Origin of the sequence: Cyanobium sp. Maggiore-St4-Cus, assembly GCF_024345615.1 — a bacterium.
GTDB classification, from domain to species: Bacteria; Cyanobacteriota; Cyanobacteriia; order PCC-6307; family Cyanobiaceae; genus Cyanobium_A; species Cyanobium_A usitatum.
On the sequence record NZ_JAGQBL010000010.1, the window covers coordinates 85,280 to 103,123 of the forward strand.

A 17,844-nucleotide genomic window follows, 5' to 3' on the forward strand; every position below is an offset into this window, starting at 1 on the left:
CAACGCAGCTCAAGCGTCGAAGGTGTTCTTGCCGGTGAACTTGAGATTGGCGGGGTTCTGGTTGGCGCCGATGCGGCGGGGGTTGTGACCAACCATGGTGCGGCCCTCGTTCACCTTCTCGGGAAAAACGCCGTCCTTGGGGTGCAGGAACTCGGTATCGCCGCCAGGGAAGATGCGATAGATCTTGTAGTCCTCGATCCGGGGCTTGAACTTGGTGCGCAACTGGGTGCCTAAGGCGAGGCACTGTTCCTTGCGGGCGAAGTACATCAGATTTTCGCCCGCATTCATGTGGGCCGCGCCACCGGTGGGCAGCTCGAAGACTTGCTCCTTCGGGCTGGTCCAGGTGATGGCGTATTTCTCCTCAGTTTCAGCAGAGTTCAGCAGGCCGCCGGTGCTGCCGATGTACTTCGGGAGTTGACCGCTGAGCACCGTCGCTGCCATGGCTTTGGAACGTTTCAGCCGGAAACTAGCACCGTGTTTTTGACCGGATCGGGGCTTCTGCCCCACTCTTCACACCCGTCAACAAACCGGCCCTTCAGCAGACTGGGAAAAACACGGTCAAGCCGCTGCCGTTGCGCTCGGTGAGGCGACCGCCGAGGCGATGGAATAGCCGCTGGGTGGCTTGACGGCTCAGCTGCAGGCTGCCGGTGGTGGGGTTCCAGCTCAGCACTGGCCCCACCAGCTCCCGCTGCTCGCCGTTCCCCATCCCGTCGTTCTCGCTGGGGTCGTGGCCCTCGCTGTTGAGCTGCAGCTTCAGCCTGCTGCCGGCCGGCAGCAGGCTCACGGTCACGCGGCTGCCGCTGGGCAGGCCGCGGCTGAAGCGGTCGATTAGTCCGCCCAGCATGGTTTCGAGCCGGGCCGGATCGCTCAGTACCGGCGATAAGCCAGCGGCTACCGCCAGCTCCAGCTCCAGGCCGCGGCGCGCCAGTTGCCGCTGCCACAGTTCTTGCTGCTGGTGCAGCACCGCACTGAGGTCGGTGCGGGCCAGGTCGTGGCTTTCAAGGGGCTGTTCGCAGCCTGGTTGGCGTTGCAGCTCGGCCGCTAGGAAGATCAGGCCGAAGCGATCGATTTGCTCACTGCATTCGCCGTCGATCTGCTCAAGGCGCTGGCGTACCACCGGCGGCAGGTCGTTGCGCCGCAGCAAGGACCGGATCAGGGTGCGGATCGTGGCCAGCGGTGTGCGCACCTCGTGGGTGAGGGCCTCGAGCAGGGCTAGTTCGCTACTCACCGCTCGTGGGGTGTCGCCGGCCTGGCGCTCCTGGGCCTGGGCTGGACGATTGCTACCGCCATGTACCAGGGGCTGCAGGGTCAGGCTGGGGGCCATGGCGGCCAGCCGTTCCCCCAGCCGCGGCCAGAAGCGCAAGCCCAGTTGGTCGTCGCTGCGCAGGGGCCCCAGTCGCTCTAGGGCGCTGCGCAGGTCTGCCGAGGCTGCGGGATCCTGGCTCAGTAGGCGCCCATGAATAAGGCCTAGGGCCTCGGACAGGGCCTCAGGGTCGAAGCGAACAATCAGGCGCCGGCCTTTAGCCGGGCCATCGAGGCAAAGGGCTACCTGTAGCTGGGGGGTTATCACCAGCAGGAGGGGGTCGGTGCCGTCCTCCTCCGCCAGGGCTAGCCGCTGAAAGCTGCCGCATGGAGCTGGGTTGCCGGCTCCTGGCAGAAGGGGTGCCGGGCTGGGCAGCAGGCCATCTAGGTCGCTTGGGGCCCAAACCCAGCCCTGCAGCTGCTGCAACAGGGCTGGTTCATAGAGGGCGGGCAGTGGCGCGGCCAGCCATAGGCCCTGGAGGGGTTGGTGGGGCAGCAGGAAATCCTCCTGCAGGGTGGCCAGGGCTGCCCACCACTGCCGCCGTGCGCAGTCCTCGTTGCCAACTCCGGTTGGCACCCCTTCAGCCAAACAACGTCGCAGGTCGGCCAGGCTCACCAGCGGCCCTGGGCCGTGCGGCCCCGGCGGGCGGCTGAGGCGCACAGCCCGAGGGAGATGAAGTTCACCAACATGGCGGATCTTCCATAACTCAGCCAGGGCAAGGGGATGCCGGTGATGGGACCGAGTCCAATGGTCATGTTGATGTTCACCACCACCTGGAACATCAGCATCGCCCCAATTCCCACCACCACCAGGGCCTCGTAGTCGCTGCGGGCTCGTCCAGCGATCTGCAGCAAGCGCCACATCAGCAGGGCAAAGCCCGCCACCACCAGCACCGAGCCGAGAAAACCGGTTTCCTCGCCAAGGGCGCTGAAGATGAAATCGGTGTGTTGCTCAGGGATAAACCGCAGCTTCGTGAGGGAGCCTTGCATCAAGCCGGTGCCCCAGATCTGCCCCGAGCCGATGCCCACGGTGCTCTGCAGCAGGTGGTAGCCGCCGCCGAGGGGATCCTGGGCGGGATCAAGAAACAGGGTGAGCCTGGCTCGCTGGTGGGGGCGCAGGCCGTGCTCCCAGAGCCAGGGGGTGGCGATTGCGAAGATCCCCTGCACGGCAAGGCTGATCGCCAGGGCCACCCGCTTCCAGGGCAGGCTCTTCCATGCCAGCCAGCCCATCAGGGGCACCCAGCCCAGCAGCAGCCAGGGCAGGGTGCCTGCCACTATCGCCGCCACAAGAGGGGAGAGCAGCAGCACCACCCAGGCCCCAGGCATTCCAGCCCAAAACAGCATCACCAGCAGTACGGCGCCAAACACAAGCGAGCTGCCTAGGTCGGGTTGCACAAAAACCAGCAGCCAAGGCAGGGCGATCAGGCCCACTGGACGGATCAGGTCAACAGGACGATCAACCGGGTGTCTGGCTAGTACCCCGGCGAGAAGCAAGATGGCGCCCACCTTGGCGAATTCCGAGGGCTGTACATAAAAGCCGCCAATGTTGATCCAGCTCTGGGCCCCTAGGGCGCTTGTGCCGACAACTCGGACGGCCACCAGGCTGGCGACCATGGCTATGTAAATCGGCCACTTAAATGGGATCAGCCGATCCAATGGCATTCGCGCCAGCAGTAGGGCCACCACCATGCCCACCGCCGCCGTTACCCAGTGCTGGTACCAGTCGGCGTAATTCGCTTGGCGCTGGGTGCTGGCAATCAGGATCCCGGCGATCGCCACCATTGCCAGCGGTACCCCCCAGAGGATCAGGTCCACGTCGGCCAGGGGGTTGCGCCGGCTGCTGCGGCCACTAAAAAATCGAGGGTTGCGCCGCCCAAACTGGCTCAACATGGGCTTCAGGCTGGCACCAGATGGGCGGCGCTGAGCTGGCGGGCCAAAGCCAAAAAGCCCCGGGCGCTGATCGATTCGGGGTGGCTGAGCACTACGGGGCGTCCTGCATCTCCCCCCTCCCGCACGGGCATCTCCAGGGGAAGTTCGGCCAGCAGGGGCACTCCTGCCTCTTCAGCCAGGCGGGAGCCTCCGCCGCTGCCGAATAGGGCATAACGCTTGTCTGGAGCGTCAGGGGGAATGAAGACGCTCATGTTTTCCACCACACCCAGCACGTCCACCCCCATCTGCAGAAACATCGCCAGACCCCGGCGGGCATCAGCTAGGGAAACCAGCTGGGGAGTGGTGACGATGATCGCCCCGGCCATCGGCACCGCCTGGGCAATGGTGAGCTGGGCATCACCGGTGCCAGGAGGCAGGTCGACGATCAGCACATCCCGTTCGCCCCAGGCGACTTGGTAAAGAAACTGGCGAATGATGCCGTTGAGCATCGGCCCCCGCCAGATCACGGGTTGGTTTTCCTGGATCAGCAGGCCCATCGACACCATGGCGATGCCACAGGTTTCGATCGGTGTCATCAATTGCTGGGCGCCTTCGCCGCTCACTTCAGGCGTGCGATCAGCCACTCCCAGCATGGTGGGGGCATTCGGCCCGTAGATGTCCGCATCGAGCAAGCCCACCTTCAGTCCTGAAGCAGCCAGGGCACAGGCCAGGTTCACGGCAACCGTGCTCTTGCCCACTCCGCCCTTGCCACTGCTGACGGCGATGACCTGGCGCACCCCAGGGATGGGCTGGCGCTCTGGCAGTTGACCGCGTTCCGGCACGTGACCATGGCCAGCGGCACCGATTGGAGCGCCGCCGCTGGGCTGCTCCAACTCAATTTGAACGTCGTTGATGCCTTCAAGGGCGAGCAGGGCCGCCTTGGCCTCAGCGGCGATCCGATCGCGCTGGCTCTGGGCAAACCCAGGTAGGGCAAGGCGAAATACGGCCCGATCGCCCACCAGTCGCGTCTGCTGGATCCAGCCCAGCTCGATCAGGCTGCGCCCGCTGCCGGCATCCTGAACGGCGTTGAGGGCGGCCTGAGCCTGCTCCACAGATGCCATCGGAAATCCAATCAGAGACTGCGATCCTAGGGGCCTCGCTGCTGCTTTTGACCGTCAGCATGGGCGTGACAGACCCTCTCGATTACTTGTCTGGGGGGAGGCTGGGCTGAAATGGTTAGACGTTTCCAGCGCCATGTGGCGCAGTGTCGATGCTTAAGGCCCTGCTGGAAGCTCCACCGGCCGACTCCCGCACCAGGGCTAAGGCCCTGCTGATGGGCTTGCAGGACTCCATTTGCGCCGGTTTAGAAGAATTTGATGCCGAAGGTTGCTTCGCCGAGGAGAGCTGGGAGCGTCCGGAGGGAGGCGGCGGTCGCTCCCGGGTGATGAAGGGCGGCCGCGTCTTCGAGCAGGGCGGCGTCAACTTCTCAGAGGTAGAGGGCTCCGAGCTGCCCCCCTCGATCCTCAGCCAGCGGCCGGAAGCCAAGGGGCACCGCTGGTTTGCCACAGGCACCTCGATGGTGCTGCACCCCCGTAATCCTTATATCCCCACCGTTCATCTCAACTACCGCTACTTCGAAGCGGGCCCGGTGTGGTGGTTTGGCGGCGGCGCCGATCTCACTCCCTATTACCCGTTCCTGCAAGACGCCCAGCATTTCCATCGCACGCTCAAAGGAGCCTGCGACAGCGTTAATCCCGCTTTTTATCAGGTGTTCAAGCCCTGGTGCGACGAGTACTTCTTCCTCAAGCATCGGGACGAGACCCGCGGCGTGGGCGGCATCTTTTACGACTACCAGGATCCCCGCGGGGTGCTCTACAAGGGCCAGGACCCCGATGGGCCTGCGGCGGCTGTGAGCAACCAATTAGGCCCGGTGCCGCAGAGTTGGGAGCAGCTGTTTGCCCTGGCCAGTGCCTGCGGCAACGCCTTCCTGCCCAGCTACTTGCCGATCGCTGAGAAGCGACAGCACACCCCTTATGGCGAGCGGGAGCGCCAGTTTCAGCTCTACAGGCGGGGCCGCTATGTGGAGTTCAATTTGGTGTTTGACCGGGGCACGATTTTCGGCTTGCAGACCAACGGACGTACCGAGTCGATCCTGATGTCTCTGCCGCCCTTGGTGCGCTGGGAATACGGATATCAGCCGGAGGCTGGCAGCCGTGAGGCCTTGCTCACAGACCTGTTCACTCGTCCCCAGGATTGGCTGGAGGACGGCTCGCTTGCGGACCGCTGCGCCCCCCATCAGGCGCTGAATTAGGTGATGGGTTGATGGTCGCTGGTTTGGTGGCGGCCAGACCAGGCATTGGTGGGGCTGGTTGCAAGCCCTGCTCCAGACCCCGTTGCAAAGCTGAAACCACCCGCTCAGCGATCGCTTGGATAGTGCCATTGCGGCTGCGGGGATCTCGCAGAGATGCCTCTAGCTGGCCCTCGAGTTTGCCGATCTCGAGAATGGCGATGCCCCGCTTGGGGGCGCCTAGGCCGTCGCGGAAGAGCAGGGGATAGGGGCCAAATGCCAGCGCCAGGCTTTCGTCTAGGCGGGTTGGGGGGCGATGCAGGGGAGGGATCAGGCCCGAACCCACACCATCTGGTCCGTAGGCGTCGTAGTGGATTTCCAGGGCATACCCACCGGCTTGGGCATGGGCTTTGCCCACGCTCCAGTTGGTGCGTGGATCGTCGCCGTCAGCAATGCTGCGCAGCGGTGGGTCGTAGAAGCGGATGGCCAGACCCCGCTGCTGTCCAAGGGCCACAACCGCCTGGGCGGTGAGCAGGTTCCAATAGAGCTCGTCGCGCATGCCCGGCTGCATCGGCGCGGCTGCGCCGAGGTCGACGGCCTCTCCCCCTGTGCCGGCTCCGCCAATCCCCTGGGAATCGGCATGACCCGCTAGCACCAGGATTTCGGTGCTGCTGGGCAGCTCAGCCAGGCCTCGCCAGTTTTTGCTCAGCCGGCTGCGCGGCCCTGTGAGCGGATCAAAGTTGGCCAGCGGCGGCGCTTGAGCAGCCGCGCCCCCAGCTATCGCAAGCACTCCGGTCAAGACGAAAGCCAGGGGGCGGAATCGTTGCATGACTGCCAGGCAAGGGTCAGATGGGGGAGCTGAGCAGCTTGCCGTCGCTGAATAGGCCCAGCTTGGGACCCATTTCCAATTCGAGCGCTATTAGCTCATCGCGGTGGGCCCTCAGTCGTAAGGCGCTGCCCGTGGCGCTGTCATGGCTGATCAGGCGCAGCTCCAGGGTTTCGGCCCGCATCGCCCGAGTGCGATAAATCAGCCCAGCCGCCGGCCCCAGTAAGGCCAGCAACAGGGGCCACCAGCCCAGCTGGGGCAGCAGCTGGCGCAGCACCAGCCCAAGGCAGGAGGCCCCCACCGCTCCCAGCACGGAGAGCAGCACCGCCAACCACTCACTGGCAGCCACCTCGGCGCGGAAGCAGAGGTGGCGGCGCTCGGGGTCAGTGGATTCGGCGCGCCAACCACGTTGCAGCAGCCATTCGCTCAGCTGGCTCAACACCTCCAGCGGCGGCCGCGAGGAGCGCACCTCGACTGTGGTGGTGCGGTCTTTACTGGCGGCACGCAAGAAAAAAACCAGGCCTACGGCTAGTAGGAGGGTGAGCAGCAGGGTGGAGCTGAGGTTGGCCATCCATCCAATTGTGACGCCACCCCTAGGGGGCATGGCTTGTCAGCATGGCAAGGCATTCGCCCTTTCCGTGTGACCGCTTCGTCTGCCCCCAGCAACCTGCCGGCTCCCGCCCGCTTCGCCGTGTTTGACGGTGATCTTGATGACGAGTGGGCGGCCCTTTACGCCGGGGCTAGGGCGCTGGCGGTGGACACCGAGGCGATGGGTCTGATTCATGGCCGCGACCGGCTCTGCCTGGTACAGATCTGCGACGACAATGACAACGTTTGCTGCATCCGCCTCCACCGCGGCCAGAGCTCGGCACCCCGGCTCCAGGTCTTGATGGAAAACCCGGCAATTGAAAAAGTTTTCCACTTCGCCCGCTTTGACGTGGCTGCCCTGGCTGAAAACTTGGCAATTGCCGTCGATCCGATCTTTTGCACCAAGGTGGCCAGCCGGCTGGGCCGCACCTACAGCCCCCGCCATGGCCTCAAGGAAGTGGTGCAGGAGCTGGTGGGCATTGAGCTCGACAAGCAGGCCCAGAGTTCCGATTGGGGCCGGGTGGAAGATCTCTCTGATGTCCAGCTGGCCTACGCCGCCGGCGATGTGCGCTACTTGCTTCCCGCTCGCGACAGGTTGGAAACCATGCTGAAGCGGGAGGAGCGCTGGCAGCTGGCTGAGCGTTGCTTTGGCTGCATCCCGGTGCTGGCCGACCTGGATCGCCAGCGCTTTCACCTGCTCTTTGAGCACTCCACCGGCGGCAACCGCTGAAGGGCCCTGGCTGGCTCAGTCCTCCACCATGAAGTTCTCGTCGCTGCCGACTGCCTCCAGCAGGGAGCTGAGCAACTCATGGTGGTTTTCGCCGCTGGCATGGGCTTCCGCAAGCATCTGCTGGGCCAGGGCGAGCTTGGCTGCGGTTTCTTTAAGGCCCTCCTGGGAGCTGCGCACGTCGACCTTGCGGCGGGCGGCCGCCAGGCTGATGCTCAATTGGCTGGCCAACATGCCGCAGGCGGCGTTGTAGGCCCGATCGGGGATGCCGGCCATGGGCGACGGAGCTGCAGTGGTGGCCGCATCATCCCAGCAGCTGTTGCTCCACCAGCTCGGCTAGCTGGGCGCTGCCACCGGCCGTCCCCATCCGCTCCCGGCCTAGGGCACCACGCCGGGCACATTCGCTTGGATCGTCGAGCAGTTGTTGCAGTTTTAGGGCCAGCTCCTGTTGGGAATGGCAGGGCATGACGGCGCCCCCAAGCAGGCGGCTCTGGCGGCGGGCAAAGCCAGATTTGAATTGCGGCCCCGGGCCTGGCAGCGATAGGCAGGGCACCCCCAGCCCCGTTAGTTGCTCCGTGGCAGTGCCCGCAGTGGCCAGGCCGATCTCGGCCCAGCCGGCCCAGGTGGCGAAGCGGTTTTGGCCAAGCAGCAGGGTCCAGCTGCCCAGCTGCCAGCTGCTAATAGCTCCGCTGGCGGCACTGGCTGCTGCAGGCGGTAGGGGCGTAAAGCCCGCTTGCTCCAACAGCTCGGCCCAGGCGGCAGCCGTGGGCGCCGATCCAGAGGCCACCAGCACGCTGGCCGGCTGCCGCGGCTGCTGCAGGCTGAGGCAGCCCAGCAGCCGGCGGGCATTACCGAGGGCTTCGGGCAGGCGGCTGCCGGCCAGCAGGATTAGGCGCCGCTGGCTTGCTAGCCCGGCCGGCAGAGGGGTGTGGCGGAAGCCATCCATCATTGGGTTGCCAGGAGCCAGGGCTGGCACCTTGTGGCGCCGCAGCCCTTGGGCGGTGAGCTGGTCGCGCACGGCAACGAGCCGGCAGCGCCGGCTGCCCATCAACGCCCATTCCCACGGATCCCATTCGCTGCCCTTGCAGCGGTGGTAGGCATCTGCGAGCGGTGTCGCCGCCCAGTCCGGTGGTGCCGGCGTGGCCCAGGTGTGGTCGCTTTTGGGGGTGCCGATGAAGCCGAAGCTGCCGCCGCCGCTCCAGGCCAGCAGTAGGGGCAGCAGGTCGCCAATTGCTAGCACCGGGCTGCCTTGACGGGCCGAGTGGCGCACAAGTTGCAGTTGGCGCCAGCTCAGCAGGGGCAGGCCTGCCCCGAGGTCGCGGGCCAGGCCCCACAAGCTCTGGTTGCTGAAGCCACCACTAGGCAGCTGCAGCTGGGGGCCGATCCGCTGCAGGTGGCCGGCAGCTGCGTCGGCGCTGAACGCTTCGCCGAGTCCCACCAGGGGCAATACCTGGATTTCCAGGTTGGGCAGCCGCACCCGTAGGGCCTGCAGAACCCGTTGGGCGATCAGATCCTCACCGTGGCCGTTGCTTAGAACCAGCAGACGGGAGGACATGCCGTGGCTGATACGATCCGCTGCAGGGAGTTTGCTCCCCGGCCGGCGGCATGGCCAAGTGGTAAGGCAGAGGATTGCAAATCCTTTACCCCCAGTTCGAATCTGGGTGCCGCCTTTTTTAATGGCTTCGGTTTGAAGCTCCGCCTCATTTCAGAGGCGGGCCTGAGCTTCCCACCTCTGTCCGCTGGAATCACTGGCCTCGCACCTCAGTCGATGGCGTTCCAGCAGGCATGTCCCTTTGGCTAGCTGGGCCCGGGGCAAGGTGGGCGCTGGAGATCCGTCTAATGCCACGTTGGTGGCCACCGTGGTCACATCCAGCTGGATAGGCCATTGCGGTTTGCATTTGCCATCGGCGCCGCAGCGCATCGGCTTTTGACCGGGGGCGAGCACACCGGCGAACACCAGGCTCCTGCTGCCGAATAGTTGGTTGGCAGAGGGCGTGATCAGGCGCACACTCAGCAGCCCCTCCATGTTTTGTTCAAGCCGCAACCGGACGCAGTTCTGCTTCTGTTCGCGCAGTAGCTGGGGTTGCTCCATCTGGCCCTGCCTCAGTGAGCAGCCTCTTAGCCCGATCTCCCAGCGCCCGAAACCCCCTGCTTGGGCGGCGCTGGCCCAGGCCAGCAGCATCAGGCCCAGGCTGAACATTCGAGCCATGGGCGTGCTCAGTAGCCCGAGTCGGCCACGCAGCTGCCCTGGCAGCTGATGCCATTGCTGGCGGTGCGTCCGCAGTGTTGGCAAAGAACTGGGTCTGGGGGGAGCGCCGGTTCGGCTGCAGCATTGGGCAAGCTGGCGGTGCTGCCGGGGTTAAGGGCATCGGGCATTTTGGGGAGTATCAGGGTTGGCAAGTAACTCCACGATGGCGCATCCAATTGGCCAACCAAGCATCGGTGTTGGCACTTGGGCCTGGGGAAACCAGTTCCTCTGGGGCTACGACCCGAGCCAGGATCCGGTGCTTGAAGCCACCTTCCAGCGGGCTGTGGTCTGCGGCCTGCACACCTTTGATAGCGCTGACTCCTACGGCACTGGCAGGCTTAACGGCCGCAGTGAGGCCCTTTTGGGCCGCTTTGCGGCGGCCCTACCGGCGGCACAGCGCGACCAGCTGCTGGTGGCTACCAAGCTCGCCCCCTTCCCCTGGCGACTGGGGCGCCGCGGCTATGAACGGGCTTTTGCAGCGTCGAAACGGCGCCTGGCCGGTCGAATTGATTTGGTGCAGCTGCACTGGAGCACGGCTCGTTACGCCCCCTGGCAGGAGGCCCCCTTGCTTGAGGGTCTGGCTGATCTAGTGCAGCAGGGGGAGGTGGCGGCCCTTGGCGTTTCAAATATGGGACCGCGTCGCCTGCGGTCGGTGCACCGGCGCTTGGCCGAGCGGGGAGTGCCGCTCAGCAGCCTCCAGGTGCAGCTATCGCTGCTGGCACCCAATCCGATCCAGCCGGGCGGGGTGGCTGAGGTCTGCCGTGAGCTGGGTATCCGTTTGATCGCCTACAGCCCCCTGGCCCTGGGGCTGCTGGCCAGATCAATGGCGGATGGGCCTCTGCCTAGGGGGCCAAGGGGAGCTTTGTTCCGCCGGCTAGCTCCCGCCTTGGTTGAGCTCCAGGCTGAGATGGCCCGAATCGCGGCCAGTCGCGACGCCAGCCTGGCGGCGGTGGCCCTCAACTGGTGTCGTGCCCACGGCGCTTTGCCGATTCCCGGTCTGCGCCGGCCGGAGCAGGTGGAGCAGGCCGCGGCGGCCCTGGCCTGGAACCTGTCTGAGGAGGAGCGCCGCCGTCTAGATGATCTGGCGCTGGGATTGGAGGTGGGCATGCCTGCCAATCCCTTCCAGAGCGACTAGCCGGCCTGGGGGGCTGGATCGAGGGTGAGCACCACCGGCATGGCCTGGGGGCGTACCAGGGGCACCACAGGGCTGGGACCGTGGTCGCCGTGGCTTTCGGCTTCGGCGGCCGCTTCGGGACCGCAGGCTGCCAGGGCTTCCTGCAGCAGGGAATCGAAGGTGGCGCCAGGCAGCCGGTGGCGTGCCAGCTCCAGGAAGGCTCGAGCCAGCGACTCACCAGCCGCTGCCCTCAGGGCGGGGTTGTTGTGGCGAAGCTGCAGCTCGTCATCGATTGAGCGCAGGAAGCGCTCCGTGACATCCCGCTTGGTGGAAGCCCGGATCCTGGTGTCCTGTTCGGCCTGGGATAGGAAAGGCTGAGCCTCAAGCTCCTCAAGCCGGCGGCCCAGGCTTTCAAGCACCTCCCGCGCTTCTTTGGTCACGTGGGCCAGTTGGCCGTCTGAGAGCCGGGGCAGGTCGGCTACATAGACCTTGCCGTGATCTCGCAGGGTGAGGAAGGTGGGCCTCACTCCACCCCGCTGGGGGGCTGCCTGAAGCTCTCGGGGGCGTTGCGGCCGGGCTGGGGCTACGGGGCCGGCCGAGCTGCGGCGGCGGGTGATGCGTTGACCAGTGCCGAGGGGGGGGGCAGCGGAGGAGCCCAGGGGACTTGGGGCCGCTATTCGCTGTGGTGAACCTATTGATTGCGTCATGACGCCACTCCTAATACGACTACGTATGGCTCGAACATCGCCCTGGCTCAGGAACCGGGGCGATAGGTGTTGATCAACTTCGAGGCCAGCACCCTAGGCAGGAGAGCGTCTTCCGACCGTCCCAACAGCCCACTCTGATGCAATTGGCCATTGGCAGCCGGGCTGATCAAGCGCTGAAGGGAAGTCCTGCCAGCGGTTGCGCTCCAGCACTGCCATTGGCCACCGCGCCCAGCTCCCAGGCTTCGTAGCCAGTGTCTTGGCAGATTGCGAGAGCTTGATCCGCTGCAGCTGCCGGCACCACTAGGCAGTAGCCCACCCCCAAATTGAAGGTGTTCCAGAGATCGGCCTCCGGCACTTCGCCGGCTTGCTGCAGCCAGTGGAACAGAGGTGGACGCTGCCAGCTGGTTGGGTCGATCACGCCGTGCACCCCAGTGGGCATGCAGCGGGGCAGGTTTTCAGGCAGGCCGCCGCCGGTGATGTGGGCCATGCCGTTTATGGGCAACTTGCTGGCAAGCAAGGCTTTAACCAAGGTTCCATAGAGACGGGTGGGGGCGAGCAGGGCATCTATCAGGTTTTGGTTGCTGTGGGGCAGGGTCGTGAGTTCATCGACCGCCTGGCTCTCAAGAATGCGGCGCACCAGGCTGAAGCCATTGCTATGGACCCCACTGCTGGCCACCGCCAGGATGCGATCCCCTGGACTAACGGCCCGTCCATCGATCAGGGCGCTCGCCTCGACCACGGCCACGCAGAAACCGGCCAGGTCGTAGCGGCCCGGGGCATAGAAGCCAGGCATTTCGGCTGTTTCGCCGCCAAGAAGGGCGCAGCCGCTTTGGCGGCAACCATCGGCGATGCCCTCCACCACCTCAGCCATGGCCTCCGGGCTGAGCTTGCCTGTGGCGATGTAATCAAGGAAGAAAAGCGGCTCGGCCCCGCTGGTGATTACGTCGTTGACGCACATCGCCACCAAGTCGATGCCCACATCGTGGTGGCGGCCGTAGGCCTGAGCCAGCTCAAGCTTGGTGCCAACCCCGTCGGTGCCGGAGACCAGCAGGGGATCCCGTAGCCCGGCGGGCAGTCGGCATAGCCCCCCGAAGCCTCCGAGCCCGCCCACAACCTCAGGGCGCCGTGTCGCTTCAACACTGGACCGGATCCGCTCCACAAACTCCCTGCCTGCGACCACATCCACCCCGGCTGTGCGGTAGTCCATCCCGTGCGAACCCATCTGCAGCTCCGATCCTCTGATGCCACCTGCCCAAATCCGGGGCCAATTGCCCGATTGGCACCCCAAACGATTAGCTGCGCTGATGATTGTGATTTGGGTCGCTGATCCTCGCTGGCCTTGCCTACCCCCGCTCAGCCCTGTAAGCGCCTGCCCTGGTCGCTTGGATGACAATTGCTGATCAATCTTGTAGGTGTCGTTTTTGACCGAAACGGCCGGCTGAAGCAGTTAACTTTGCCCTGTCGTCAATTCCCGATAGGAACCCCGAACGCGAATTCGTATCTCAACTCCATTCAGTTTGAGATCGAATCCAACGCTGACGAATCACTAATTGCCTCTGGCTGGTGATTGCCGCAACAGCGGCGAGTTTCGTTTGTTATGCGCAGCACCTTCTCCCTTGGGGCTCTCGCCCTGCTTCTCTCCGGCAGTGCTTTGGTTCCCGCCATCGCCGAGTCCAGCCTCGCCTCAACCAGCAACGATGCTGTAGCGATGGCTGTTTCCAGCCCTGAGCCCCAAGGCCCTTCGCCTGCAGTCGCCATCCGCGAGGTTGATGTGGAGCTGTCACCAAGTGACACCCAGATCAAGCAGGCTCCTCCGACCCCTATCGCTCCTGCCCCAAAGCCAGCGCCCCGTGTGGTGCATAGCTCCAAGGGTCAGGCAAGTTGGTACGGCCCCGGATTCTTTGGCAACCGCACTGCCAACGGCGAAGTCTTTCGTCCTGGCACCCTCACGGCGGCCCACCGCACCCTGCCTTTCGGCACCAAGGTGCGTGTGACCAACCTCTGGAATGGCCGCACCGCCGTGGTGCGCATCAACGACCGGGGTCCTTTCCACGGCAACCGCGTCATTGACATTGCCCATGGAGCTGCCCAGTCCTTAGGCCTCACAGCCAGTGGCGTTGCTCAAGTGCGTCTCGAAGTGCTCCAGTGAGCTGAGCTAAGCCAGCTCCCCTCAATCAGCCCATCCGCCAATCTGGCGGGTGGGTTTTTTGTTGGCTGCCGCCGCTCTTTCCTTGGACCTGCTCGAAACATGCCAAGACCTAGCCGCCTGGCGGCAGCAGCAGCAGGCTCCCCTGCATTTCGTGCCCACGATGGGGTCGCTGCATGAGGGTCATCAGCAGCTGATTCGCCGAGCAGCGGCACTGAGGCAAGGGTCAGGCCAGCCCCCATCTGTGTTGCTGAGTGTGTTTGTCAATCCCCTGCAGTTCGGCCCTGGGGAAGATCTCGAGTCCTATCCCCGGGACCTCCGCTCCGACATTGATCTAGCCGCCGCCGCCGGTGCCACGGCCCTGTTTGCTCCCAGCGTGGCGGAGATCTACCCCCGGGGCGAGGCCGGCTTGACCCGGGTGGTGCCGCCTTTGCTTTTGCGTCAGGGGCTCTGTGGCCTCCACCGGCCCCAGCACTTTGAGGGGGTGGCCACCGTGGTGATTCGGCTGCTGACCCTGGTGCGCCCTGATCTCCTGCTGCTTGGCGAAAAGGATTGGCAGCAGCTGGTGATCCTGAGGCGGGTGGTGGCGGATCTGGGCTTGCCGCTGCGCATTCAGGGCTGCCCCACAGTGCGGGAGGCCGACGGGCTCGCCTGCAGCTCCCGCAACCGTCGCCTTTCCCCCTCCCAGCGCAAGCAGGCCGCGGCGCTGCCAGCTGGTCTGGCGGCTGCGGCTGCCCAACTGCGTGGCGGCCTTTCCCAAGCCCCAGCGCTCACTTCCCAGCTGGCCCAGCAGCTGGAAGCGGCGGGCCTGAGGGTGGATTATGTGGAACTTGTGGCTCCCCATAGCCTGGAGCCATTGCAGCAAGTGCAAGGCTTGGCCCTGCTCGCCACTGCGGTGCACTGCGGTTCAAGCCGCCTGATCGACCATTGTTTTCTGATGTCTCGTCTGCCGATCGTTGCCATTGATGGACCAGCGGGGGCGGGCAAGAGCACCGTCACCCGTGCCTTTGCGCGCCAGATGGGCCTGGTTTACCTGGACACCGGCGCCATGTACCGGGCCCTCACCTGGTGGGTGCTGCGCCAGGAAGCCGACCCTGCCGATGCGGCGGCTGTGGAACCCCTGCTGCTGGGCTTGGATCTGCAGCTCAGTGCCAGCGGCGCCGGCGAGCAGCTTGTGAGCATCAATGGCTTCGACGTGACCGAGGCGATTCGCAGCCCGGAGGTAACGGCCCAGGTCTCCCTGGTGGCTGCCCACGGCTGTGTGCGCCAGGCCCTCACTGCCCAGCAGCAGGCCATGGGGCTTAAGGGGGGGCTGGTGGCCGAGGGCCGCGACATCGGCACCGCCGTTTTCCCCGACGCCGAGCTCAAGGTTTTTCTCACGGCCACTGCGGCGGAGCGGGCCCGCCGTCGCGCCCAAGACCTCGATCGGCGGGGCTTTGAGGTGCCACCTCTGGCTGAACTGGAGGCCCAGATAGTTGCCCGTGATCACCAGGATTCCAGCCGGGAGGTGGCGCCGCTGTGCCAGGCCGAGGATGCGGTGGAGCTGGTAACGGACGGTATGGCCATTGAGGCTGTGATCCAGGCACTCGTGGACCTGTTCCGCGAGAGGGTTCCGGAGGAGGCCTGGCCCGCCGCTAACGGCGTTTAGACCTTTAGTCGCTTAGTCGTCTAGGGCCTGCAGCAGGCCGCTGCAGGCGTCTTCCAGCAGGTCGAGCACGTGCTCAAATCCCTCGGCTCCCCCGTAATAGGGGTCGGGCACTTCGCTGACATCAAACCGACTGCAGTAGCTCAGTAGCGGCTCGATGCGGGCGAGGCTGCTGCCGCCAGCTTCCCCGACTAGGGCTTGCACCTGAAGCAGGTTGCTGGCGTCCATGGTGAGAATGTGGTCGAAGCGGTTGAGATCCGCTCGCCCCAGCTGTCGCGCCCGGCTGGGTAGCTGGATGCCGCGGCGGCTGGCGGCTGCGCGCATGCGGGCATCGGCAGCCTTGCCCACATGCCAGCCACCGGTGCCAGCCGAATCCACCACAAATCGGTCACAGGCCTGAGATTGCTCCAGCAGGTGCAAAAACACCCCTTCAGCGGCTGGGGAGCGGCAGATGTTGCCAAGACAGACAAACAGCACCCGTTTCTTCATTGCAGCTCCAGCCGTGAAAGGGCCAAGTTGGCGCGCCTCTGCACCACCGGAGGAGTGCCATCAGTCGCTTCCTGGAGTGTGAGCAGGCCCTGTTGGGCCAGCTGCCTCTCCGGACTTCCCGCTGGTAGGCCAGCTGCCAGCAACTCCAGCCCCACCGCTACCGCGTAGCGCACCACCCACTCGCCATCGCTGGTGGCGGCCAGTAGGGCTCCGAGGCACTGGCGCTGGACGTCCTGCTGTTGGGCAGGGGGGAGCTCGGCCAGTTGCAGCTGGCCGAGCCCCTTGGCGGCAGCCCGGCGCACGCTGGCAGCTACGTCGCTGCCGAGGGCATCGAGCAGCAGCTCTAGCCCGCGCACATCGCCGATGCCGGCGAGGGCGCGCACGGCCCAGGCCCGGGCTCCGTAGTTTTCGGGGTCGAGCTGCAACAGGGCATCCACGGCCGCTGTCCCCAGGCTGATCAGCCCCTCCACGGCGGCTACTGCCGCACCGGGGTTGTTGAAGCCCAAAACCTCCACCAGCACCGGAGCGGCGCTGGCATCGGCGCAGCTGGCCAGTTCCTGGGTGGCTTGCTGTAGGGCCAGGGCACTGCCGGCCTGTTGCAGGGCTGCGATCCGGGCTGCCACCGGTGAATCCATGCTCACAGCAAGGCGTCCATGCAAGCCAGCAGGGCCTCGTCGCCGGGGTCGCCGTTGCCCTGCTCCACCAGCCCCCGCAGGGCCATCAATTTCAGACTGTTTTCGGCCAGGGTGGCGGCAATGGCTTTAAATCCGGGCCGCCAGCCAGCGGCACCTAGATCCATCAGGGCTGCACGACGCACCTGCAGCTGGGGATGGTCAAGTAGGTCCACAAGCAGTTCCCCCCAGCGCGCCTCACCGCTCAATTGCAGCAGGGTGCGCGCCGCAGCGCTGCGGATCAGGGGGCGCTCGTGGGCGAGGAAGGGTTTCACCACGGCCAGCACCCGCGGCTCGTTGACACCGATGTCGCCCAGGGCCTCCAGGAGGGCTTCGCAGGGTTCCACCAGGCGGGGGCTGTTGGCCTGCTGGGCGCCGGCCACAGCGGGGCCGCTTGCAAGCTTCTCGCAGAGAGCCTCGATGGCTGTCTTTGCTGCGAGTTGGCCCAGGGCTCGGGCTGCCGCTTCCCGTAGTCCGTCGTCGGCATCCTGCAGGGTGTCGAGCAGGTCGGGGATGGCCGCTTGCGCTGCTGGGGCCAGTTTGCCGAGGGCGCGGGCGGCATTGCGGGCTACTGCGTTCTCCTCCACGCCGGCCCCACTATCCCTGGGCCGGCGTTGGCGCAGAGCTTGTTGCAATAGGGGCACTGCCTCTGGGTGCTGGCTGCGCATCCGGCCCAGCCACCAGGCTCCGTAGTACTGCTGGGAGGAGTCTTCGCTCTGGCGGAGCCGGCGCAGGGCTTCCTGCTCACTGATGGGTTCGCCTGCCGGGGGGGGGCTGGCGTCGGCGTCGGCCATGGATGCTGTTGCGTGACGCGGGCTCCTAGTGATGTTGCCAGCCCAGGGCTGGTTCCAAGTTTCAGCTTGGGCATGATTCCGGCAGGTCCGCTGAGGACTGGCTCTCAATGAGTGAGAGCCAGCCAGGCATCGGAATCGCATAAATGGGGCGTACAAAGCATCGACTCAGCCCCAGGACCAATGCGCATGGCGGGCCTACTACTCCAGTCGTGAACTCTTCGCAAAGGGGCAAACCAATCCAGGGTGCCCCCTCTAAGTTGCTGCCGATATACCTGTTCCTCAGACCGGCACCTATGGCTGTTGCGCTCGCTTCCCAACTGCGTGAAGGCACCAAAAAGGCCCACACGATGGCGGAGAACACCGGCTTCGTGAGCTGCTTCCTTAAGGGGGTGGTGGATAAGGCCAGCTACCGCACCTTGGTGGCCGACCTT

General features: G+C 65.3%; 21 protein-coding genes and 1 tRNA gene. 7 read left to right on the plus strand and 15 right to left on the minus strand.

What is annotated here, in order from left to right; translation table 11 throughout:
* Positions 1–9 precede the first annotated feature (9 nt).
* The 4 genes from KBY99_RS10595 to KBY99_RS10610 form a co-directional block, all read right to left on the minus strand.
* Entirely contained in the window at positions 10–441 is a 432-nt protein-coding gene (locus tag KBY99_RS10595) for a photosystem I reaction center subunit II PsaD (RefSeq protein ID WP_254998976.1), read from the minus strand.
* Between the two features lie 94 nt (positions 442–535).
* On the minus strand, positions 536–1,918 hold the full coding sequence (locus KBY99_RS10600) for a sensor histidine kinase (protein WP_254998977.1): 1,383 nt from the start codon (positions 1,916–1,918) through the stop codon (positions 536–538).
* Positions 1,915–3,192 carry a rod shape-determining protein RodA gene (rodA, locus tag KBY99_RS10605; RefSeq protein WP_254998978.1) on the minus strand — a complete coding sequence of 426 codons (1,278 nt, stop codon included), beginning with the start codon at positions 3,190–3,192 and terminating at the stop codon, positions 1,915–1,917. Before rodA ends, KBY99_RS10600 begins: the two co-directional genes overlap by 4 nt.
* Before the next feature lie 5 nt (positions 3,193–3,197).
* On the minus strand, positions 3,198–4,292 hold the full coding sequence (locus tag KBY99_RS10610; RefSeq protein ID WP_254998979.1) for an Mrp/NBP35 family ATP-binding protein: 1,095 nt from the start codon (positions 4,290–4,292) through the stop codon (positions 3,198–3,200).
* A gap of 149 nt (positions 4,293–4,441) precedes the next feature.
* Here KBY99_RS10610 and hemF point away from each other — a divergent pair, with 149 nt between their 5' ends.
* Positions 4,442–5,482, plus strand: a complete 1,041-nt coding sequence (gene hemF, locus KBY99_RS10615; protein ID WP_254942362.1) for an oxygen-dependent coproporphyrinogen oxidase — start codon at positions 4,442–4,444, stop codon at positions 5,480–5,482.
* Here hemF and KBY99_RS10620 read toward each other — a convergent pair.
* Positions 5,409–6,287, minus strand: a complete 879-nt coding sequence (locus KBY99_RS10620) for a dehydrogenase (protein WP_254998980.1) — start codon at positions 6,285–6,287, stop codon at positions 5,409–5,411. The genes hemF and KBY99_RS10620 overlap by 74 nt on opposite strands.
* Positions 6,288–6,303: 16 nt before the next feature.
* Positions 6,304–6,855: a cofactor assembly of complex C subunit B gene (locus KBY99_RS10625; protein ID WP_254998982.1), complete on the minus strand. Its 552-nt coding sequence runs from the start codon at positions 6,853–6,855 to the stop codon at positions 6,304–6,306.
* 69 nt (positions 6,856–6,924) lie between these two features.
* Here KBY99_RS10625 and KBY99_RS10630 point away from each other — a divergent pair, with 69 nt between their 5' ends.
* Entirely contained in the window at positions 6,925–7,602 is a 678-nt protein-coding gene (locus KBY99_RS10630; RefSeq protein ID WP_254998983.1) for a ribonuclease D, read from the plus strand.
* A 15-nt stretch (positions 7,603–7,617) separates the two neighbouring features.
* Here the strand turns inward: KBY99_RS10630 and KBY99_RS10635 are convergent, their stop codons facing one another.
* Complete coding sequence (locus KBY99_RS10635) at positions 7,618–7,875, minus strand: hypothetical protein (RefSeq protein WP_254998984.1); 258 nt, start codon at positions 7,873–7,875, stop codon at positions 7,618–7,620.
* 28 nt (positions 7,876–7,903) lie between these two features.
* Positions 7,904–9,154, minus strand: a complete 1,251-nt coding sequence (locus KBY99_RS10640) for a lipid-A-disaccharide synthase-related protein (RefSeq protein ID WP_254998985.1) — start codon at positions 9,152–9,154, stop codon at positions 7,904–7,906.
* 44 nt (positions 9,155–9,198) lie between these two features.
* On the opposite strand from KBY99_RS10640, the gene KBY99_RS10645 reads away from it, so the two are divergent.
* Positions 9,199–9,269 (plus strand) — tRNA-Cys (locus KBY99_RS10645).
* 35 nt (positions 9,270–9,304) lie between these two features.
* On the opposite strand, the gene KBY99_RS10650 is transcribed toward KBY99_RS10645, so the two are convergent.
* Both KBY99_RS10650 and KBY99_RS10655 read right to left on the minus strand, forming a co-directional pair.
* Positions 9,305–9,808 (minus strand): hypothetical protein, encoded by a 504-nt coding sequence (locus KBY99_RS10650; RefSeq protein ID WP_254998986.1) that lies wholly within the window; start codon positions 9,806–9,808, stop codon positions 9,305–9,307.
* A gap of 8 nt (positions 9,809–9,816) precedes the next feature.
* On the minus strand, positions 9,817–9,975 hold the full coding sequence (locus KBY99_RS10655) for a hypothetical protein (RefSeq protein WP_254998987.1): 159 nt from the start codon (positions 9,973–9,975) through the stop codon (positions 9,817–9,819).
* Between the two features lie 35 nt (positions 9,976–10,010).
* Here KBY99_RS10655 and KBY99_RS10660 point away from each other — a divergent pair, with 35 nt between their 5' ends.
* On the plus strand, positions 10,011–10,982 hold the full coding sequence (locus KBY99_RS10660) for an aldo/keto reductase (RefSeq protein ID WP_254998988.1): 972 nt from the start codon (positions 10,011–10,013) through the stop codon (positions 10,980–10,982).
* Here the strand turns inward: KBY99_RS10660 and KBY99_RS10665 are convergent.
* Together KBY99_RS10665 and purM are read right to left on the minus strand one after the other, a co-directional pair.
* Complete coding sequence (locus KBY99_RS10665) at positions 10,979–11,668, minus strand: hypothetical protein (protein ID WP_254998989.1); 690 nt, start codon at positions 11,666–11,668, stop codon at positions 10,979–10,981. The genes KBY99_RS10660 and KBY99_RS10665 overlap by 4 nt on opposite strands.
* A 166-nt stretch (positions 11,669–11,834) precedes the next feature.
* Positions 11,835–12,875: a phosphoribosylformylglycinamidine cyclo-ligase gene (gene purM, locus KBY99_RS10670; protein WP_254998999.1), complete on the minus strand. Its 1,041-nt coding sequence runs from the start codon at positions 12,873–12,875 to the stop codon at positions 11,835–11,837.
* 390 nt (positions 12,876–13,265) lie between these two features.
* Between purM and KBY99_RS10675 the strand changes: the two genes are divergently transcribed.
* Positions 13,266–13,817 (plus strand): septal ring lytic transglycosylase RlpA family protein, encoded by a 552-nt coding sequence (locus KBY99_RS10675; protein ID WP_254929500.1) that lies wholly within the window; start codon positions 13,266–13,268, stop codon positions 13,815–13,817.
* A 61-nt stretch (positions 13,818–13,878) separates the two neighbouring features.
* Positions 13,879–15,462: a bifunctional pantoate--beta-alanine ligase/(d)CMP kinase gene (locus tag KBY99_RS10680; protein WP_409996561.1), complete on the plus strand. Its 1,584-nt coding sequence runs from the start codon at positions 13,879–13,881 to the stop codon at positions 15,460–15,462.
* Positions 15,463–15,474: 12 nt separating this feature from the next.
* On the opposite strand, the gene KBY99_RS10685 is transcribed toward KBY99_RS10680, so the two are convergent.
* Genes KBY99_RS10685 through KBY99_RS10695 form a run of 3 tightly spaced genes read right to left on the minus strand, consistent with a single transcriptional unit; the run spans position 15,475 to position 17,413 of the window.
* Positions 15,475–15,948: a low molecular weight protein-tyrosine-phosphatase gene (locus tag KBY99_RS10685; protein WP_254998990.1), complete on the minus strand. Its 474-nt coding sequence runs from the start codon at positions 15,946–15,948 to the stop codon at positions 15,475–15,477.
* Positions 15,945–16,583 (minus strand): HEAT repeat domain-containing protein, encoded by a 639-nt coding sequence (locus KBY99_RS10690; RefSeq protein ID WP_254998991.1) that lies wholly within the window; start codon positions 16,581–16,583, stop codon positions 15,945–15,947. Before KBY99_RS10690 ends, KBY99_RS10685 begins: the two co-directional genes overlap by 4 nt.
* A gap of 2 nt (positions 16,584–16,585) precedes the next feature.
* On the minus strand, positions 16,586–17,413 hold the full coding sequence (locus KBY99_RS10695) for a HEAT repeat domain-containing protein (protein WP_254998992.1): 828 nt from the start codon (positions 17,411–17,413) through the stop codon (positions 16,586–16,588).
* Between the two features lie 293 nt (positions 17,414–17,706).
* Between KBY99_RS10695 and KBY99_RS10700 the strand changes: the two genes are divergently transcribed.
* On the plus strand, positions 17,707–17,844 hold a 138-nt coding region (locus KBY99_RS10700; RefSeq protein WP_254999001.1), incomplete at its 3' end, for a biliverdin-producing heme oxygenase.

Bases quoted from the DNA above. Each gene is read 5' to 3' on its own strand.
- KBY99_RS10595 (WP_254998976.1), bottom strand. From the start codon at position 441: ATGGCAGCGACGGTGCTCAGCGGTCAACTCCCGAAGTACATCGGCAGC.
- rodA (WP_254998978.1), bottom strand. From the start codon at position 3,192: ATGTTGAGCCAGTTTGGGCGGCGCAACCCTCGATTTTTTAGTGGCCGC.
- KBY99_RS10610 (WP_254998979.1), bottom strand. From the start codon at position 4,292: ATGGCATCTGTGGAGCAGGCTCAGGCCGCCCTCAACGCCGTTCAGGAT.
- hemF (WP_254942362.1), top strand. From the start codon at position 4,442: ATGCTTAAGGCCCTGCTGGAAGCTCCACCGGCCGACTCCCGCACCAGG.
- KBY99_RS10620 (WP_254998980.1), bottom strand. From the start codon at position 6,287: ATGCAACGATTCCGCCCCCTGGCTTTCGTCTTGACCGGAGTGCTTGCG.
- KBY99_RS10625 (WP_254998982.1), bottom strand. From the start codon at position 6,855: ATGGCCAACCTCAGCTCCACCCTGCTGCTCACCCTCCTACTAGCCGTA.
- KBY99_RS10635 (WP_254998984.1), bottom strand. From the start codon at position 7,875: ATGGCCGGCATCCCCGATCGGGCCTACAACGCCGCCTGCGGCATGTTG.
- KBY99_RS10640 (WP_254998985.1), bottom strand. From the start codon at position 9,154: ATGTCCTCCCGTCTGCTGGTTCTAAGCAACGGCCACGGTGAGGATCTG.
- KBY99_RS10650 (WP_254998986.1), bottom strand. From the start codon at position 9,808: ATGGCTCGAATGTTCAGCCTGGGCCTGATGCTGCTGGCCTGGGCCAGC.
- KBY99_RS10655 (WP_254998987.1), bottom strand. From the start codon at position 9,975: ATGCCCGATGCCCTTAACCCCGGCAGCACCGCCAGCTTGCCCAATGCT.
- KBY99_RS10660 (WP_254998988.1), top strand. From the start codon at position 10,011: ATGGCGCATCCAATTGGCCAACCAAGCATCGGTGTTGGCACTTGGGCC.
- KBY99_RS10665 (WP_254998989.1), bottom strand. From the start codon at position 11,668: ATGACGCAATCAATAGGTTCACCACAGCGAATAGCGGCCCCAAGTCCC.
- purM (WP_254998999.1), bottom strand. From the start codon at position 12,875: ATGGACTACCGCACAGCCGGGGTGGATGTGGTCGCAGGCAGGGAGTTT.
- KBY99_RS10675 (WP_254929500.1), top strand. From the start codon at position 13,266: ATGCGCAGCACCTTCTCCCTTGGGGCTCTCGCCCTGCTTCTCTCCGGC.
- KBY99_RS10685 (WP_254998990.1), bottom strand. From the start codon at position 15,948: ATGAAGAAACGGGTGCTGTTTGTCTGTCTTGGCAACATCTGCCGCTCC.
- KBY99_RS10690 (WP_254998991.1), bottom strand. From the start codon at position 16,583: ATGGATTCACCGGTGGCAGCCCGGATCGCAGCCCTGCAACAGGCCGGC.
- KBY99_RS10695 (WP_254998992.1), bottom strand. From the start codon at position 17,413: ATGGCCGACGCCGACGCCAGCCCCCCCCCGGCAGGCGAACCCATCAGT.